General features: G+C 41.2%; 15 protein-coding genes and 3 rRNA genes. 4 read left to right on the top strand and 14 right to left on the bottom strand.

The annotated features are described in order from the left end of the window. Positions 1–368: 368 nt before the first annotated feature. A complete protein-coding gene (gene katG / locus H1D32_RS21280; protein WP_261180199.1) occupies positions 369–2,588 on the top strand; it encodes a catalase/peroxidase HPI in 2,220 nt (739 codons plus the stop codon). 46 nt (positions 2,589–2,634) lie between these two features. Here katG and H1D32_RS21275 read toward each other — a convergent pair whose 3' ends face one another. After that, on the bottom strand, positions 2,635–4,545 hold the full coding sequence (locus H1D32_RS21275; protein ID WP_261180198.1) for a 5'-nucleotidase C-terminal domain-containing protein: 1,911 nt from the start codon (positions 4,543–4,545) through the stop codon (positions 2,635–2,637). A 399-nt stretch (positions 4,546–4,944) separates the two neighbouring features. Here H1D32_RS21275 and H1D32_RS21270 point away from each other — a divergent pair, with 399 nt between their 5' ends. Next, positions 4,945–5,256 (top strand): hypothetical protein, encoded by a 312-nt coding sequence (locus H1D32_RS21270; protein WP_261180197.1) that lies wholly within the window; start codon positions 4,945–4,947, stop codon positions 5,254–5,256. Positions 5,257–5,428: 172 nt separating this feature from the next. Here the strand turns inward: H1D32_RS21270 and H1D32_RS21265 are convergent, their stop codons facing one another. After that, a complete protein-coding gene (locus tag H1D32_RS21265) occupies positions 5,429–5,674 on the bottom strand; it encodes a hypothetical protein (RefSeq protein WP_261180196.1) in 246 nt (81 codons plus the stop codon). 226 nt (positions 5,675–5,900) lie between these two features. Continuing rightward, positions 5,901–6,083: a hypothetical protein gene (locus H1D32_RS21260; RefSeq protein ID WP_261180195.1), complete on the bottom strand. Its 183-nt coding sequence runs from the start codon at positions 6,081–6,083 to the stop codon at positions 5,901–5,903. Positions 6,084–6,360: 277 nt separating this feature from the next. Between H1D32_RS21260 and H1D32_RS21255 the strand changes: the two genes are divergently transcribed. Beyond that, entirely contained in the window at positions 6,361–6,921 is a 561-nt protein-coding gene (locus H1D32_RS21255) for a maltose acetyltransferase domain-containing protein (RefSeq protein ID WP_261180194.1), read from the top strand. A 105-nt stretch (positions 6,922–7,026) separates the two neighbouring features. Here the strand turns inward: H1D32_RS21255 and H1D32_RS21250 are convergent, their stop codons facing one another. The 7 genes from H1D32_RS21250 to H1D32_RS21220 form a co-directional block, all read right to left on the bottom strand. After that, positions 7,027–7,287, bottom strand: a complete 261-nt coding sequence (locus tag H1D32_RS21250) for a hypothetical protein (protein WP_261180193.1) — start codon at positions 7,285–7,287, stop codon at positions 7,027–7,029. Positions 7,288–7,364: 77 nt separating this feature from the next. Then, positions 7,365–7,490 carry a hypothetical protein gene (locus H1D32_RS21245; protein ID WP_261180192.1) on the bottom strand — a complete coding sequence of 42 codons (126 nt, stop codon included), beginning with the start codon at positions 7,488–7,490 and terminating at the stop codon, positions 7,365–7,367. A gap of 252 nt (positions 7,491–7,742) precedes the next feature. Further along, positions 7,743–8,204 carry an inorganic phosphate transporter gene (locus H1D32_RS21240; protein WP_261180191.1) on the bottom strand — a complete coding sequence of 154 codons (462 nt, stop codon included), beginning with the start codon at positions 8,202–8,204 and terminating at the stop codon, positions 7,743–7,745. A gap of 10 nt (positions 8,205–8,214) precedes the next feature. Next, the gene (locus H1D32_RS21235; RefSeq protein ID WP_261180190.1) at positions 8,215–8,994 is read right to left on the bottom strand and encodes a hypothetical protein; all 780 of its coding nucleotides are present in this window, start codon (positions 8,992–8,994) and stop codon (positions 8,215–8,217) included. A 109-nt stretch (positions 8,995–9,103) separates the two neighbouring features. Next, on the bottom strand, positions 9,104–9,343 hold the full coding sequence (locus H1D32_RS21230; protein ID WP_261180189.1) for a hypothetical protein: 240 nt from the start codon (positions 9,341–9,343) through the stop codon (positions 9,104–9,106). Positions 9,344–9,391: 48 nt separating this feature from the next. After that, entirely contained in the window at positions 9,392–9,862 is a 471-nt protein-coding gene (locus tag H1D32_RS21225; protein ID WP_261180188.1) for a DUF2283 domain-containing protein, read from the bottom strand. 505 nt (positions 9,863–10,367) lie between these two features. Beyond that, a complete protein-coding gene (locus H1D32_RS21220) occupies positions 10,368–11,018 on the bottom strand; it encodes a hypothetical protein (RefSeq protein WP_261180187.1) in 651 nt (216 codons plus the stop codon). 181 nt (positions 11,019–11,199) lie between these two features. On the opposite strand from H1D32_RS21220, the gene H1D32_RS21215 reads away from it, so the two are divergent. Continuing rightward, positions 11,200–12,669: a rhamnogalacturonan acetylesterase gene (locus H1D32_RS21215; RefSeq protein WP_261180186.1), complete on the top strand. Its 1,470-nt coding sequence runs from the start codon at positions 11,200–11,202 to the stop codon at positions 12,667–12,669. A gap of 112 nt (positions 12,670–12,781) precedes the next feature. On the opposite strand, the gene H1D32_RS21210 is transcribed toward H1D32_RS21215, so the two are convergent. From H1D32_RS21210 to H1D32_RS21195, 4 genes are all read right to left on the bottom strand, one after another. After that, positions 12,782–12,907 carry a hypothetical protein gene (locus H1D32_RS21210; RefSeq protein ID WP_261180185.1) on the bottom strand — a complete coding sequence of 42 codons (126 nt, stop codon included), beginning with the start codon at positions 12,905–12,907 and terminating at the stop codon, positions 12,782–12,784. A gap of 506 nt (positions 12,908–13,413) precedes the next feature. Continuing rightward, positions 13,414–13,529, bottom strand: a 5S ribosomal RNA gene (gene rrf, locus H1D32_RS21205). A gap of 315 nt (positions 13,530–13,844) precedes the next feature. Next, positions 13,845–16,785 (bottom strand): 23S ribosomal RNA (locus H1D32_RS21200). Between the two features lie 464 nt (positions 16,786–17,249). Next, a 16S ribosomal RNA gene (locus H1D32_RS21195) occupies positions 17,250–18,803 on the bottom strand. Together the 16S, 23S and 5S rRNA genes form the textbook arrangement of a ribosomal RNA operon. Positions 18,804–19,167: the final 364 nt, after the last annotated feature.

Genomic DNA, 19,167 nt, shown 5'->3' with positions numbered 1-19,167 from the left:
ACAAACCACTTACTTATGTATTTACGACATTTACAATATGTTTACATATGTTTTCCTCGAAAATTGCGCTATTAAAATAGCTAGTTAAATGACAAAAGATGTCCGTATAGCACTGTTTCCGACTACAATCAAGAAAATATTACTTGATAAACCTCCACCATCTTCCTATTCTGGCTGTAAGTGTCTATTTTGTGTCTTTTTATTTCCTTAATTTACATTTTGCAAGTCTTTTTTTTTGAAGTTGTTAATAATAGTTTATTATAATGATTATAGAAATAAGAATAATTATTGTTTGCTAGTTTGTAAGGTTTTCGACTAGAGGCATAATTGTTCACTACTTAAATTACAGAAAATGAGGAGGAAAAACGATGGATGCGAAAGAAAATGCTAACATTGGAAAATGCCCATTTAACCACGGCGCCACTACTAGCCCTAAATCTAGTGGTACGTCAAATCAAGACTGGTGGCCAAACCAGTTGAACTTGAATATTCTCCATCAGCATGACAGAAAATCTAACCCTATGGGGGAAAGCTTTGATTATGCAGAAGAATTTAATAAGTTAGACTACGCTGCTCTTAAGCAGGATCTTTACGACTTAATGACAGACAGCCAAGATTGGTGGCCTGCTGACTATGGACATTATGGTCCATTCTTTATCCGTATGGCATGGCACTCGGCTGGTACATATCGTACAGGTGACGGCCGTGGTGGTGCTGGAAGCGGAACTCAGCGTTTTGCTCCACTTAACAGCTGGCCAGATAACGGCAACCTAGATAAAGCCCGTCGACTACTTTGGCCAATTAAGCAAAAGTATGGTAACAAAATCTCTTGGGCTGACTTAATGGTTCTTGCGGGTAATGCTGCTATCGAATCAATGGGTGGAAAGACATTTGGTTTTGGTGGAGGACGTGAAGACGTTTGGCATCCTGAAGAAGATATCTATTGGGGTACTGAAAAAGAATGGCTAGGCGATAACCGTTACACGGGTGATCGAGACCTTGAAAATCCACTTGCTGCCGTTCAGATGGGTCTTATCTACGTTAACCCAGAAGGACCAAACGGTAAACCAGATCCACTTGCAAGTGCTCGTGACATCCGCGAAACCTTTGCTCGTATGGGAATGAACGATGAAGAAACTGTTGCCCTAGTGGCTGGTGGCCACACTTTTGGTAAGGCACACGGTGCAGGGGATGCTGCTCATGTTGGTCCAGACCCTGAGGCTGCTCCTATTGAAGCGCAAGGCTTAGGTTGGCTAAGCACACATGGTAGCGGTAAAGGTCGTGACACAATTACTAGCGGTATTGAAGGTGCTTGGACTGCTAATCCGACACAGTGGGATAATGGTTACTTTGATCTATTGTTTGGATATGAATGGTGGCTTACAAAGAGTCCAGCAGGTGCGTATCAGTGGCTAATTGTTGATGCTGATGAGAAAGACCTTGCACCAGATGCTGAAGATCCATCAGTTAAAGTTCCAACCATGATGACTACTGCAGATATGGCACTGCGTTTTGATCCAGACTACGAAAAGATTTCTCGTCGTTTCCATCAGAACCCAGAAGAGTTTGCAGAAGCATTTGCTCGTGCTTGGTTCAAACTAATACATCGTGACATGGGTCCTAAAACAAGATATCTAGGTCCAGAGGTTCCTGAAGAAGATCTTATCTGGCAAGACCCTGTACCAACTGCTGATTCTGATTTAACTGATGCAGAAGTAGCAGAGCTTAAAGCAAAAATTTTAGACTCAGGGCTTACAGTTAGTGAGTTAGTTACAACTGCTTGGGCTTCAGCTACTACATTCCGTGGCTCAGATAAGCGTGGCGGTGCTAACGGTGCCCGCATCCGTCTTACTCCACAAAAAGATTGGGAAGTTAATCAACCAGAACAACTTGCAAAAGTGCTTTCTGTACTTGAAGGTATTCAAGCCCAATACGATAAGGAAGTCAGCCTTGCTGATTTAATCGTACTTGGTGGTAGTGCCGCAGTAGAAAAAGCTGCACGAGTGGCAGGCTTTGATGTGACTGTTCCTTTTGTTGCTGGACGTGGCGATGCCACGCAAGAGCAAACTGATGTAGAAGGTTTTGCAGTGTTAGAGCCTGTTGCTGATGGGTTCCGCAACTATCAAAAGAAGCAGTACAGCGTAAGTGCTGAAGAGCTATTAGTAGATAAGGCACAATTGCTTAACCTTACTGCCCCAGAAATGACTGTACTTATTGGCGGTATGCGTGTTCTAGGTACAAACTACGGTGGTAGCGATCACGGCGTATTTACTGATACTGTAGGTACTCTTTCTAACGACTTCTTTGTTAACTTGCTTGACATGGGAGTACAGTGGAAGCCTGTAGACGAAAACGTATATGAAGGACGTGATCGCAAAACAGGTGAAGTGGTACGTACAGCAACTAGAGTTGACCTAGTGTTCGGTTCAAACTCAGTTCTACGTGCTATTGCAGAGGTTTATGCTCAAGACGATAACAAAGAAAAATTTGTGCGTGACTTTATAGCTGCTTGGGTAAAAGTGATGAATGCAGATCGTTTCGACCTTACACGATCTGACCTTAAGAAAGCTCAATTAACTAGTAAATAAATAAGAGGAAAACCGCCGTCGATTGACGGCGGTTTCTCTTGTTTAATTAATATTGTACCTTTTGGATACGGTCCTCAATGGTTGCGTTAAATGGTTGTGGTAATGATTTGATGTAATCGACAAGCGCATCTAAATCAACAGGACCTGTTTCTCGATTTGTGCCATCACGAAAAACTGTAAAGCTATCTCCTCCACCAGCAAGAAAACTATTCACAACAACAGTGTAAGTTTGATCAGGATCTAGTTCTGATCCGTCTGGTAAAGAAATACTTAACACCTTTTGACCTGGGGGTTGAAGAGCATCCCACATATAGGATAATCCTGAAATTTGGAGCATCCTTGTCGTATTCGGTTGCCATTGCTGATTAAGAGCAGTACGAATTTGCTGCCCCGTTAATGTCATTTTTACAAGCATATTATTAAAAGGTTGAACGGTATACACGCTACCCCATGTAACTTCTCCCATATTGATGTCTGCTCGAATTCCTCCAGGATTCATAAACGCAAAATCAGCATTCATCGCTTGCCGCTGTGCGTCGGCAATGAGGTTTCCTAAAGCAGATTCGCCATGTTCATTTTGTTGTGTTCGTAGTCTAGTCTCTGCTGTTCCAACGACACGTTGGACAATAGCTTCGACTTGTTGTTCGTATTGCGCAACCCACTCTGTATATTCTGGATCTGGGTCAATATCTTCTTGGAACACATTGACAATTTCAGCATTTTTCGTAACAATATCCTTTGTTCGAGGATCAATTTCGATATCGACATCCGAGAAGGCTGTTGCAAATGAATATGATTGAATTAGGAGCTTGTCATCAACTAGTGCGTTCATATACGCATGGTTATGACCACCATAAATGATATCGACCTCATCATCCACTTCATTGGCAATTCTCACTAAATTACCTGTAGCTTGTTGGCCATTCATATTTGAACTACCTGGATTATGAGCCAGAACAATAATTGCTCTTACTTTCCTATTCTTTAGCTCAGCAACTGCTTTGTTAATCGCTTCTACTTCATCGATAAATTTTAGTCCAGCAACACCACTCGGGATAACAATATTCGGTGTATCGGTTGTTACTACTCCAATAAAACCAATGTCCATGCCATCAACTTTTACCACTTTATATGGTGGTAAAATTGGCGTACCTGTTTCTTCAGTTATGACATTAGCTGCAAGCCATGTGAAATCTGAACCACCGAATTCGCCAGTTTCTTCATGGAAACCACCAGCGTCGATCCGCAGTAGTTCATCTACGCCACGATCAAACTCATGATTTCCTACCGCTCCTATATCAAAATTCATTTTGTTTAAAAATTCAATCGTTGGTTCATCTCGTAATAACGCTGAAATAGGCGGACTTGCGCCAATCATATCACCCGCATGAACAAATAATGTGTTTTTATTATCAGCTGCCCGCTGTTTTAAATAGGCTGCTAAATAATCGACACGTCCAACAGGTCTGTTATTGACTCGACGGGTGACGTTTAATTGTCCGTGAAGGTCGTTAATCCCTAAAAGTTGAATTTGTTTAAAGCGTGGATTAGCCGCTGGCTTCTTCCCTTTCTTTTCTTGTGTTGGGCGTCTGTCGATATGGCCATGTTCATTAGACGATTGCCCTTGTTCGTTCCAGCGGTCTTGATTGTTTCTATTTTGTCCGCGTAATTGGCCCTGTTCAGTCTCCCAATCTTGATCGTTTCTATTTTGGCCAAATAATTCTCCTTGGTCTCTTTGGCGGTTGCGATTATGTAGACTGCCAGTTCTCCCTTGTTGGCGATTGGCCGTATGGGTGTTGTTGAATGGTTGCAAGTGAGCCGTATCAGAGTCAGTCACATTTCTCTCCTGATACCCATACCCTTGCTGAGGATTTTGTGCCCCCTGGTTTACGCCGTTGCACCCAATTAAAGAAAATATGAAGAGCAACATAAACGCATTCATAAGAATTTTTCTCACCGTAATTCCTCCTTTTAAGTTATACGATGGTATTTTCTCTTTTACTTGAATTTGTTATCCATATTAAACCGGAAACTCATTTCCTTTATATGTAAACTTATAAAAATAAAGTCAGATCTACATTTTTTTAAAGGCTATTACTCTTTTCTTACTCAATTTAATTTATTGGGTGATATTTTCATCTAAGGAATTTTTCCAATTATTTTAAGTTAAAAAGCAACAATGTTTTAGAAAAGAGCCTTTAGAAAAGATAGGTTAGAATTTAAAGTGACTAATTATGGTTAGTAACCAAACATTTTTGCCTACATATATATGGTACTACTAGCTTGATTAGAAACGCTATGCGTTAGACATCATCTAAGATTTTTATAAATATTTTTTAAAAAAGGAGGCGTTTCATTGCCCTATTTCATAGTTTTCGGAATTATGGTGGGAATGTTAACTTACCGAATTACACTAAGTAACATTATGTATATGGATCATTGGAGACAGAAGGTAGTAAATTACCTAACGATCCCAATTATTTTCAGTTTGTTCTATAGTGGTGTTATCATTATTTTTTCAATACGACTTAGTTGGAATATTCATTTAATCATCGGTTTTGTTATTGGGTTACTTACGCAATACTTTATGATCAAAATTAGAAAAAAATATTATAGGGAACTACTTAAGTTAGAGAGTTTAACCAGAAATGAACATACTCCTGATTAAGTACGTATACCGCTTTCAAGCCCTGTAGAAACACTGCAAGGCTAATTTTCTTTCCTAAGAAATCCCCCCTATTCCACAGAAATACCACAGTCTACGAACTGTGGCAGCCCTAATTTACAAACTTTTATAGTACTAGATGACTTATCCTTTTACGACATATTTATTGGCATCATTACCGGTAATATGGATAGGAAGGATAGCCGAAATACGGGTATGGATATGGCCTTGGGTATGGTCTTGGATAATATGGGTAAGGCGGGTAGGCATATCCAAAGCCAGGTCCTGGAGTTAATAGTGCACCGGTAGCTAGGCCACCTAAAAAGCCAAGTCCTAATCCTAAACCTGGCACAAACCGTTGATCATTGACATGATAGTTATATGCCTGAGGGGATGCCATGTATTGATGATAGTTAGTCAAGATAATTCCTCCTCCTGTTATTTTCATTACAATAAATGATATGCGTCTATAGGCAAATGGGATTGGGTTAACGCCCTTATCCTTAAAATTTCCCACACAATCCAGGTTTGGCTATCCCAAAATCTGTCACTACTCCACCGTTTTCCAAAGTTAAAAGCAAAAGGTTCAAGCTCAGTGGAACTGAACTTGAACCCTTGAAGCTTCTTTCCCTTAGATATACAAATCCTTACCATGGACCTATGTTATTGCTATTGGGTGGATTATGTTTTTGAGTTTCATCTTTAATTTTTTCAATGTTTTCTTTAACTTTTTTATCAGTCACCGATTTATACCTATCGGTTCTTCTATCAATGAAATATCCTAACACCAATAACGATACGACAAAAAGTAAAATTAGATACCATACCATCAACTTCGCCTCCTTTACGATAAAAAACTAACCAGATTTAGTAATTAGAAATCCTATGCAGATATCTATGAATAGTCTAAGTTGCTTATTCCTAGATAGGAAAGTTCTATTCTTAGCCATGGTTATATTTTCTACCAAGTGTGTGCTACTATTTATATATGGTACACACTCGCTAAAGTAATAATGGAACTACTATACAAAAGAAGCCAGCTCTTTATTTGTGATATTGGCTCTTATTCGCCACAAATACGATTTTTTACAATTAAAAGGAGAATTTATGAGAACTGAAAAAGAGAAAATGCTGAACGGCGAACTTTATCAAGCAGGTGATCCTGAATTAGTGAGAGATAGAGTTAATGCTCGAAGACTTACTAGACTTTACAATGATTCAATTGAAACAGATGATCAAAAAAGAACGGAATTGTTAAAGGAACTGTTCGGTTCCACAGGTGAAAATCTCTTCATCGAACCCGCGTTTCGTTGTGATTATGGGTATAACATTCATGTTGGTGAGAATTTCTTTGCGAACTTTGATTGTGTTTTTTTGGATGTTTGTGACATTCGAATTGGTGATAACTGTTTCATTGCTCCCGCTGTTCACATCTATACTGCGACTCATCCGCTCAATGCTGTTGAAAGAATATCTGGTGCGGAATACGGCATACCGGTTACGATTGGTGACAATGTTTGGATTGGCGGAAAAGCGCTTATCAACCCTGGCGTGACGATCGGCAACAATGTAGTCGTTGCTTCAGGCGCAGTCGTAACCAAAGGTGTTCCAGACAATGTGGTCGTCGGTGGCAATCCCGCCAGGATCATTAAGGAAATTGAGAATTAACTACTCGGCAATCACAGTACGCTATTTGCTACTGTGATTTTCATTTCACCTTTGCATAATCTTAACTAGGAGGTTTGTAAGATAGAACACACACTCCTCCTTTCACTATCTGAAAAAGGAAATACATACCGTCATAATCAAACTGAAGAACACAGCATACATTACCATCTCAAGTTGAAATTTCAATAACGATTTTTTTAGTAAATATTCTTTTTTGAAATATACCTGCCCCTCAATGTTATCCAAAAATGGTGACGCAGATGAAATATGGGTAAATACAAACATCAAACTACCAAAGAATATGAACTGTACGACTGGCCCTAGATCTCCGATTGCATTTACTAACGGCAATAGAACCAATGCCATTAACAAACCTCTAACTATTTGGGCTGGCAGAAAATACTTCTCTACATGCTTTCGCTCTTTGTCCAAAGCCATGTCATTCAAAAATGACAGAGCCTATTTTTCGTCTCGTAAATATCCTTACTAAACTTCAGTGCAATCGCTCCAGCTACGGTATACGACACAACATGTGCAATGGTAAATAAAAGAATGAACGTTAAATACATCGTTCTTCGCCTCCTTTCACTAAAATTTTACCATATTAATCCAATCTACTTACTAAATTATTTAAGATAACAAAAACAAAACCTACTGATTTTTTAAGTAGGTTTATTTGACCTTATTTAGTATTTAATAAATCTTTTTTTCCCTCTCGCCTCAAAGTCTTTCTGGAGAGAAATCTTGTTAAAATATATGAAGGAATATGCAAGGCAAATAAGTAGCAGACTTTCATTTTGAAGTCGCCCCAAAACCAGTAACTACTCCTCTACCTTAGCAACTCCTAGTGCTAGGTGATCCCATAATACCTTTTCTACTTTTTCGACCAATTCATCAGAGCAATCAATAACGACTACTACTTCAGACTTCTTACCTTTGAGTTCCCGTTTTCTTTTGTGTATGACTTTAAAGATAAAATAATCGATGAGAAAGCCAATGACAAATCCTCCGGCTGCACCTATTAATCCCCAATATATCGGGCCCCATTCCAAGACAAAACCGACACTTGCGCCAATAACAGAGAACGCAGTTCCAATCGCTGCCCCCTTATCAAATAGGCTTACACCATCTGCACGATGAAGCGTATCAAATAGTCTTCTCTCTTCAACTCGATTCGTAAGCGGAACGGCAAGAATCTGTTGCTTTTTTATCCCTACTTTTTCTAATGACGTAATTGCTAATTCAAGATAAGTTGAATGCTCAAAGGTTGAAAAAATCTGCAAGATTGTCACCTCATCCTTTTTGGGCGATCTTCACGCGATAGTGTTGATATTTTTTCTTTAGGAATTTCCTTTGTTCACTTTCAAACAGTTTATTGTTCTCTACTGTATTCACATAGGAATCGTAAACTGAAAATCCGTAGTGAGAAGGGATGAATAATAACCATTGTGGGTCAAGGACTTGTGTTGCTAAGTTTATTTCTCCTAGAAAAAGGTGCTGCACTGCAACAAGGACACCGGAAAAGTAAACGAACACAATCATAAACACCATCGTAAAAGCTCCTGTCAAAACCCTGTGGATATACAGTTGCCCTAATCCTGGAGTAAATAGTGACCATAAGACCGCCATAATCGGTCTTCGTTTATCTAAATAGTTAATTTCAACTGAACCAATGCTGTATGTATTAAAATCTGCATTCTCACGTTCTGCTAGCAAAAATACTTTGTTCAAATCAACCGTGGTTCGGTAACTGTCCCATATCGCAAAAATATAGACCGGTATATACAAAAGAAGCCATCTCGGTTCAAGAACCTCCTTAGCCCTTCCAATATTCCCAGTAAAGGAATAGACCATGGCTAGATTGATATTAGCCATATTATTAACGAGGATCTCCCAGACAAAAAGCGCATACCCTCTAAGATATTTTGACAAAAGGAGATGACCGAAGCCCGGAAATGCAGCTGACCACCAAGCAATTATATAGGGGTTTCGTAGATGTAATTGTGTGGTTCCGAGGAGACTTACATGGGCTTTAAAACGCCGTTCACGATTAGTTGATTTGAAATTCTCCAATTTACTACTCCCTCAACATTTTTTATAACATTTGTTATCTTTTCCAATTTTCAGGTCCTTACTCATTTTTACTTAGTAAAGAAAAAAAAGCGATTATTAACAATCGCTTTTACCTAGTACAACCGCAGTCATATACCTCGAATCTGTATTCTTTATACAACCTTATTTGTTTAAAGTCACTTGTATCGGACTCATAGACTTTTATTAACGGAGCAATATCAAGTTTTGCAATTTCTTTTATTTGCTTCTCCATATCTTCAAAAGAGTCGAAAAAGTATTCATTCATATCTTCATATAAGTGATTGTGTTCACAAACATCATATGTCACAGCTTTATATAATTGCTTCATTAAGACCTCCTAATACTCCATCCGGTTACTTTTTCGATCAAGTACAGTTTATTTTGCAAATCGGTTTAAAATTTTTTTAAACATTCCTTTTGACTTATCATTTTTAGAAGACTGATTAAAAATATAGTTTGGATTGTCACTATAAACTTCAACTCCGATAAAATCTAAACAATCATCATCTGCAAAAAGAAATTTCACATCAACAATCCGTTCGTAAGTGACCGTTTGCCTCACAGGTTTGTCTTCCAGTTTAAACGAGTAGTAGCTATGTCCTTGACCATCTGTTTCTTTTAAAAAGCATCTCTGTTCAATCGGCAATTCAGATATTTTCTTTGCTGCTGCACCATCAAGCTCAATTCCAACGATCGGAACTTCTTTTCCTAAATCAAGAATGATCTGCTCACTTTCTGGCAAAGTTTCTGTATAAAACTCAAATTTTTTCGGCTCTGCAAAAAAAATATAACCAGTTTCTGTCTCTTTGTCATATGTAATGAACTCTGCATTTATGTTAGTCATCATTTCACACCTTTTCTCAAGTCATCGTTTACTCTGCCTCTAACTTTATCTATTAAATTTTGGCACAAATCTAACTAATAAGTAAAGCGAAAACTATGAAATTTCTATATGGCTGTGGTGAAAAAAAACATGTACCAATGTTTCAGTACATGTTTTTCGCTTTCGCTTACTCTTTAAGGTTCTTTCTTATCTAGTTTAATAAACTCTTTGTACAACCTAACTCCCCCTTCTAACTAAGCATTCCGCTCTAGCCTTTCATCTAATCCGTCGCGATCAAGTCAATTATCCTCCCAATCTAGTAACTCATCTATTTTCTTCTGTTGCACATAATCACACCTTTATAAAATCGATACACCGTAAAATTAATATTCTACAAAATACATGTTTTTCCTTTTATGAGTCAATTTCATCATTACCTTAATCCAAGCTAACTAGTTATAAAAATTAGGGGATTCCATTCGAAAAAAAAGGGCAACAATCAATGATCGTTACCCAATTATATATCCGATTAATAGTTATTAGCTACATTTTGGAATTCTTTATAAAATTCATCTATTTGCATATGGCCTACCATCATGTTTGCCATAATCTCATTAAATAAATCATTGTCCTTATTTTCCAAGTACTCAGGTAACAAATCAGTAGCTGATTTGTAATAGTTAATGGCGTCTAGCAAAATCCTATGAGGTTCACTTAGTGGTGCAGGTACTTGGTCGTAATTGCTGATAAAATTGATGTTAGATTCAATTGTCTCAACTGCTCCATCGATTGCCTCTTTTCTTTCCTCATTGAAGCCTTCGTTATCAAAGATTACGCTAATTTCGTTAAATGCAGAACCTAGTTCTTGTAATGCCATTCCGATATCAATTGAATAAGCGGAAACTTGCTGACTTTCTGTTAATTCCACCGATTCATCATGTTCTTCGTTATCTTTTTCTACCGTTTCTTCAATCGCGATTTCAGCTTCTTCTGTGTCAGTAAATTCAGGTTCTGTCTCAGGCAAAATCATAATCCCGATAAAAAATATCACAAAACCGATTGCTGCTCTTATAAACATAGTTTTAGCTTCAGCCTGTCGCTTGGATAACATTCGTCGTATCATTTTGATTAAATAGACTAAAAACATTACTAGGCCTAAAAAGATTAGTAATAAACTCATTATTTCCCCTCCCTTTTGTCTTTAACATTTATTATTTGAGGAATAAGTGGACTTATTCAGGTTGAAAAAAATTAGTGCAAGTGATATAGATTATTAAATATTACACATAACTTGTTTAATGACGTGATTTTATTGGACATGTCGGGAATGGACATATACAATTCTTTTAAAAGGAGGAGAAATGGTGAGACAACATTTTATTTTTGGAATTGAAAATCCAGACTATACAGTGATAAACAGTAACACAAGATATAACCAAGTAAAAGGCTATGGTTTAGAGTATGGAACTTTCAATGATGATATAAAATCAACCTCCTTTCGCGCAAATGTTAATGCTGGAGAAGATTATCTAATTTGTGTAAAAGTGAATCGTAATTGTACAATTGAAAATCCTTTATTCATAAATGACGTAGAAATCAGTAAAGAATGGCTACAGGAAGAAGATAGTAGCATGATAAGTTTCAGGTTTGCAGCAATCGAGAGTAGTCTATACTTTGAAATTCCTTTAGTATTTGAAGACCTATGTGAGCTTTCTCTTTCTCCAATACCAAAACGTACTGCAAGTAAAAATCCTAGTATCTACTTGATTAGTGATTCTACGGTAAAAACATACGGTCTTGATCAATCACCTATGGCAGGATGGGGCCAAGTTATTCATCGTTTTTTTAATCGAGAAATTAAGGTTGATAACCGTGCAATGGGTGGGAGAAGTACAAAACTTGCCTATAAGGAAGGCAGATTGAATGATTTATTAGTAGATATAAAACCTGGTGACTACATGTTTATCCAATTTGCTCATAACGACATGGCTCAAGGAAAACCGGAACGATATGTTACCATCGAACAATACAAGGATTATTTAAACAATAAATATATTAAAGGTGCGCTTCAGCGTGGCGGGACTCCTGTATGCCTTACATCTATGAACAGAAGAACATTTGATAATGAAACCAAAACATTTGTTGATTCTTTCCCTACCTATACTCAGGCAATGAGAGAGGTAGCAAACGAAAATAAGCTTACTCTGCTTGATTTAAATCAAAGAAGTTTGGCCTTTTATAACTCCCTTGGACTAAATAATACAGACCCGCTTTTCATGCAACTACGTCCAGGAGAACACTCTAATTATCTAGATGGCCTAGACGACAATACTCACTTTCGAGAAGCTGGCGCTAAACAAATGGCACGAATGGTGATCGAAGAAATCAATCATAAACTACCAGCATTAAGTTCCTATACTTTAAATCCTCAAAGCGTTTTAAATGAGGTCTTTGCTGATACAATGAATTATTGGGCACGTGATCAGGTTGAATTAATGGCCCGCTTAGGAATTATGGCAGAAGAACCGGACGGTTTCTTTCATCCAGAAGCTGACATTACGGTAGGAACTTTTTTTAAGGCTCTTGGAAAAATAACTGACCATCCTGATCTTAACTCTTTCAAGCTTACAATTGATAATTTCTTAGACTTACATACTGCAAGTTCAGTTATTTCCCAGCTCGGTTACGCAGATGTTAGTGTTCAATTTCTTCTAAGAAATAGTGAAGAACATGATTATAGATTAACCAAGGGGGAAGTAGCGGCTATTCTGTATAAGCTTTATTTCCATATCAAAATTAAGGAGCATACCCTGCCTCTCGAGGGGTACTAGATTCGGCTATCAACTTTCCGTATCTTAGTCTTTTATTATCTAAGCTAAAAAAACCGCCTTTTCGCGGTTTTTTTGTGTTGCAATATGTAGTCTTTTTAAATCTGAGAAAAAGTTACTTCCTATTTTCTCTAGCTGCTTTTTTCCTTGCTTTTTTACTTTGCGTAAGTTCTGCTCCAAATTCTGTATCGGTTTCTTTCCCTACTGCAGACTGCTGTTGATCGCGCTTCTTTTTACCCATTCATTTCCCTCCTTTTTTATTTTCGCTAAAAAATTGAATAGACTACTCTTGCAACTATTATAATGATGCATTATTATCTAGGTAATTATTCCTATAGTTGAGAATATTTAGTGAAAATTAATATCTTTAGGATCTCATTCTGCCTTTTGAGAGCTTAGGAAGAAGACAAGCAACTGACCTCCTTCACATCGTGAGGTAAATCATATGGAACCGCTATCCTAGGCTTGCGTAAAGTTGAATTTAAAATTTAGTGGACGTACGTTCCTCTATTTTAGCCAATATAGTCCTTTTTAAAATTTCGAGGACATACGATCACTTATTATCGCATTCGGACATGTATTTTAATGAATTCAGAGGAAATAAGGTACCGTATGTCCTCAAATATAGTAAAACCTCAAAGTTCTACCAATAGAGGATCATATGTCCTCTTAATTTCTCTAGTCACAACGCACAGATCTCTTTTATGTATGTACAAAAAAACACATCCGCAATTGGATGTGTTTTTTACCTAGCAACGTCCTACTCTCACAGGGGGAAACCCCCAACTACCATCGGCGCTGAAGAGCTTAACGGTCGTGTTCGGCATGGGAACGAGTGTGACCTCTTCGCTATCGCTACTAGATTATATGAAGAAAGTTCATTCCTTCAAAAAAGCGACTGACCTCAATCACATCGTGAGATGCTTCTTTGAGTTTACATCATGCTGCTTTGCGTCGAGGAAGCTTACTTCGAAGCTACACTAGTAGACACAGACGCACGAACTCAATTCAAGATCAAGCTACTTAATTTTTCAAGAAATTTTCATTCCCTGAAAACTAGATAACACACATTTAAGACTTGAGTAAAATTCAATCCGTATTGTTTAGATTTTTGTATTTTGCTTCATTGAGTTACTCACACAACTCAAAACTCAACACTCATAACTCTAAACTATTTATAGGATAAGTCCTCGACCGATTAGTATCTCTCAGCTCCACACGTCACCGTGCTTCCACCCGAGACCTATTAACCTCATCATCTTTAAGGGGTCTTACTGGATTAACTCCAAGGGAAATCTCATCTCGAGGAGGGCTTCATGCTTAGATGCTTTCAGCACTTATCCCTTCCACACGTAGCTACCCAGCTATGCTCCTGGCGGAACAACTGGTACACCAGCGGTGTGTCCATCCCGGTCCTCTCGTACTAAGGACAGCTCCTCTCAAATTTCCTACGCCCGCGACGGATAGGGACCGAACTGTCTCACGACGTTCTGAACCCAGCTCGCGTACCGCTTTAATGGGCGAACAGCCCAACCCTTGGGACCTACTTCAGCCCCAGGATGCGATGAGCCGACATCGAGGTGCCAAACCTCCCCGTCGATGTGGACTCTTGGGGGAGATAAGCCTGTTATCCCCAGGGTAGCTTTTATCCGTTGAGCGATGGCCCTTCCATGCGGAACCACCGGATCACTAAGCCCGACTTTCGTCCCTGCTCGACTTGTAGGTCTCGCAGTCAAGCTCCCTTTTGCCTTTGCACTCTACGAATGATTTCCAACCATTCTGAGGGAACCTTTGGGCGCCTCCGTTACTGTTTAGGAGGCGACCGCCCCAGTCAAACTGCCCACCTGACACTGTCCCCGAACCGGATCACGGTCCTAGGTTAGAATTTCAATACAATCAGGGTAGTATCCCACCGACGCCTCCACCGAAGCTGGCGCTCCGGGTTCTCAGGCTCCTACCTATCCTGTACAAATTGTACCAAAATCCAATATCAAGCTACAGTAAAGCTCCATGGGGTCTTTCCGTCCTGTCGCGGGTAACCTGCATCTTCACAGGTAATATAATTTCACCGGGTCTCTCGTTGAGACAGTATCCAAATCGTTACACCATTCGTGCGGGTCGGAACTTACCCGACAAGGAATTTCGCTACCTTAGGACCGTTATAGTTACGGCCGCCGTTTACTGGGGCTTCAATTCAGAGCTTCTCCTTACGGATAACCCCTCCTCTTAACCTTCCAGCACCGGGCAGGTGTCAGCCCCTATACTTCGCCTTGCGGCTTCGCAGAGACCTGTGTTTTTGCTAAACAGTCGCTTGGATCTATTCACTGCGGCTCTCTCGGGCTTTAACACCCTATCAGAGCACCCCTTCTCCCGAAGTTACGGGGTCATTTTGCCGAGTTCCTTAACGAGAGTTCTCCCGAGCGTCTTAGAATTCTCTTCTCGCCTACCTGTGTCGGTTTGCGGTACGGGCACCTCTCACCTCGCTAGAGGCTTTTCTTGGCAGTGTAGGATCAGGAACTTCGCTACTTAAATTTCGCTCGCCATCACAGCTCAGCCTTCACGAGAAGCGGATTTGCCTACTTCTCAGCCTAACTGCTTGGACGCACATATCCATCAGTGCGCTTACCCTACCTTTCTGCGTCCCCCCATTGCTCAAACGGTGAGGAGGTGGTACAGGAATTTCAACCTGTTGTCCATCGCCTACGCTTTTCAGCCTCGGCTTAGGTCCCGACTTACCCTGAGCGGACGAGCCTTCCTCAGGAAACCTTGGGCTTTCGACGGAGGGGATTCTCACCCCTCTTTTCGCTACTCATACCGGCATTCTCACTTCTAAGCGCTCCACCAGTCCTTCCGGTCTGACTTCGCTGCACTTAGAACGCTCCCCTACCACTGCGCACCAGGTGCGCAATCCATAGCTTCGGTGATACGTTTAGCCCCGGTACATTTTCGGCGCAGAGTCACTCGACCAGTGAGCTATTACGCACTCTTTAAATGGTGGCTGCTTCTAAGCCAACATCCTGGTTGTCTGGGCAACTCCACATCCTTCTCCACTTAACGTATACTTTGGGACCTTAGCTGATGGTCTGGGCTGTTTCCCTCTTGACTACGGATCTTAGCACTCGCAGTCTGACTCCCGAGGATAAGTATTTGGCATTCGGAGTTTGACTGAATTCGGTAATCCTGTGGGGACCCCTAGTCCAATCAGTGCTCTACCTCCAATACTCTTCCCTCGAGGCTAGCCCTAAAGCTATTTCGGGGAGAACCAGCTATCTCCGAGTTCGATTGGCATTTCACCCCTACCCACACCTCATCCCCGCACTTTTCAACGTGCGTGGGTTCGGGCCTCCATTCAGTGTTACCTGAACTTCACCCTGGACATGGGTAGATCACACGGTTTCGGGTCTACGACCACGTACTCATTCGCCCTATTCAGACTCGCTTTCGCTGCGGCTCCGCCTCTTCAGCTTAACCTTGCACGTAATCGTAACTCGCCGGTTCATTCTACAAAAGGCACGCTGTCACCCGTAAATGGGCTCCAACTACTTGTAGGCACACGGTTTCAGGATCTCTTTCACTCCCCTCCCGGGGTGCTTTTCACCTTTCCCTCACGGTACTGGTTCACTATCGGTCACTAGGAAGTATTTAGCCTTGGGAGATGGTCCTCCCGGATTCCGACGGGGTTTCACGTGTCCCGCCGTACTCAGGATACACTCTGGAGGAAACGAAGTTTCGATTACAGGGCTGTTACCTTGTTTCGCGGACCTTTCCAGATCGCTTCGTCTACTTCGTTTCTTTGTAACTCCGTGTAGAGTGTCCTACAACCCCAAGGGGCAAGCCCCTTGGTTTGGGCTGTTTCCGTTTCGCTCGCCGCTACTCAGGAAATCGATAATTTCTTTCTCTTCCTCTGGGTACTTAGATGTTTCAGTTCCCCAGGTCTGCCTCCTCATAGCCTATGTATTCAGCTATGGGTACCATCCCATTACGGATGGTGGGTTCCCCCATTCGGAAATCCCCGGATCAAAGCTTACTTACAGCTCCCCGAGGCATATCGTTGTTCGTCACGTCCTTCTTCGGCTCCTAGTGCCAAGGCATCCACCGTGCGCCCTTTCTAACTTAACCTAAATTTTTCGCAATAAGCGGCGAATATCTTCGTCGCCTTCATTCCTCAATCATCCTCATGTACGGTTTATGTACACTCCGGTGATTGACTCAATCGGCTCCTGGATCTTCTTGCTTCTTTCGAAAAATTACCTGTTAAAAGGATTTTACGTCGAATTGAATTCTTGACTACTCAAGTTTACTCATAAAGTTTTTACAAACTTTCCGGTAAAACTTAAATGTGTTAGTTGTTATCTAGTTTTCAAGGAACAAAGCCACTGATCTCAATTACATCGTGAGATGCTTCATTGATTAGCTTCATGCAGCTTTGCGACGAGGATACGACGCAAGGAGTACCGCAGGAGCACAATAATGAATATTGAGCAGTTAACTATTTAATTGAGAGATCATTCTCTCAAAACTGAAACACAGCGTCAGCGTACTTTTCTAAAAGAAAAGCATCGACTAGAGTTTTAACTCCATAGAAAGGAGGTGATCCAGCCGCACCTTCCGATACGGCTACCTTGTTACGACTTCACCCCAATCATCTGTCCCACCTTAGGCGGCTGGCTCGCATATTGCGTTACCCCACCGACTTCGGGTGTTACAAACTCTCGTGGTGTGACGGGCGGTGTGTACAAGGCCCGGGAACGTATTCACCGCGGCATGCTGATCCGCGATTACTAGCAATTCCGGCTTCATGTAGGCGAGTTGCAGCCTACAATCCGAACTGAGAATGGCTTTATGGGATTGGCTCAACCTCGCGGTTTTGCTGCCCTTTGTACCATCCATTGTAGCACGTGTGTAGCCCAGGTCATAAGGGGCATGATGATTTGACGTCATCCCCACCTTCCTCCGGTTTGTCACCGGCAGTCACCTTAGAGTGCCCAACTGAATGCTGGCAACTAAGATCAAGGGTTGCGCTCGTTGCGGGACTTAACCCAACATCTCACGACACGAGCTGACGACAACCATGCACCACCTGTCACTTTGTCCCCCGAAGGGGAAAGCCCTATCTCTAGGGTTGTCAAAGGATGTCAAGACCTGGTAAGGTTCTTCGCGTTGCTTCGAATTAAACCACATGCTCCACTGCTTGTGCGGGCCCCCGTCAATTCCTTTGAGTTTCAACCTTGCGGTCGTACTCCCCAGGCGGAGTGCTTAATGTGTTAACTTCGGCACTAAGGGCATCGAAACCCCTAACACCTAGCACTCATCGTTTACGGCGTGGACTACCAGGGTATCTAATCCTGTTTGCTCCCCACGCTTTCGCGCCTCAGCGTCAGTTACAGACCAGAGAGTCGCCTTCGCCACTGGTGTTCCTCCATATATCTACGCATTTCACCGCTACACATGGAATTCCACTCTCCTCTTCTGCACTCAAGTTTCCCAGTTTCCAATGACCCTCCACGGTTGAGCCGTGGGCTTTCACATCAGACTTAAGAGACCGCCTGCGCGCGCTTTACGCCCAATAATTCCGGACAACGCTTGCCACCTACGTATTACCGCGGCTGCTGGCACGTAGTTAGCCGTGGCTTTCTGGTTAGGTACCGTCAAGGTACCGCCCTATTTGAACGGTACTTGTTCTTCCCTAACAACAGAACTTTACGACCCGAAGGCCTTCATCGTTCACGCGGCGTTGCTCCGTCAGACTTTCGTCCATTGCGGAAGATTCCCTACTGCTGCCTCCCGTAGGAGTCTGGGCCGTGTCTCAGTCCCAGTGTGGCCGATCACCCTCTCAGGTCGGCTACGCATCGTCGCCTTGGTAAGCCATTACCTTACCAACTAGCTAATGCGCCGCGGGCCCATCCTGTAGTGTTAGGTAAACCCAACTTTTACTTTCGAGCCATGTGACTCAAAAGATTATCCGGTATTAGCTTCGGTTTCCCGAAGTTATCCCAGTCTACAGGGCAGGTTGCCCACGTGTTACTCACCCGTCCGCCGCTAACAATTGAGAGCAAGCTCTCAATTGTCCGCTCGACTTGCATGTATTAGGCACGCCGCCAGCGTTCGTCCTGAGCCAGGATCAAACTCTCCATAAAAGTGTTTGATATAGCTCGAAAAATTTTGTTACATTGACGAGATATTTACTATCTCTTTCATTCGCTTGGCTGTGTGTTCAGTTTTCAAAGAACGATGCTTCTGATCTTTCTCTTGCAGACGCAGGAGCAATTACTGTCGTTTTAGCGACAAGATTTATTATATCACAATAACAAATCCAGCGCAACATCTTTTTAAAAAGAAACTTTTTAATATTGAAATTAAAAATATGTGATAACGACAAGAAAATAATAATAACATAATTCATTTTCTATCGTCAATAGCTTGTTGCATTTTTTTATTTCTGTCCAAAAAATAAATGGCTAGGGTACCGACCCTCATGATCGTTACCCTTAAATATAGTAC

The sequence above is a fragment of the Anaerobacillus sp. CMMVII genome, assembly GCF_025377685.1.
Lineage (GTDB): Bacteria > Bacillota > Bacilli > Bacillales > Anaerobacillaceae > Anaerobacillus.
This window is presented reverse-complemented; position numbering and strand designations above follow the sequence as displayed.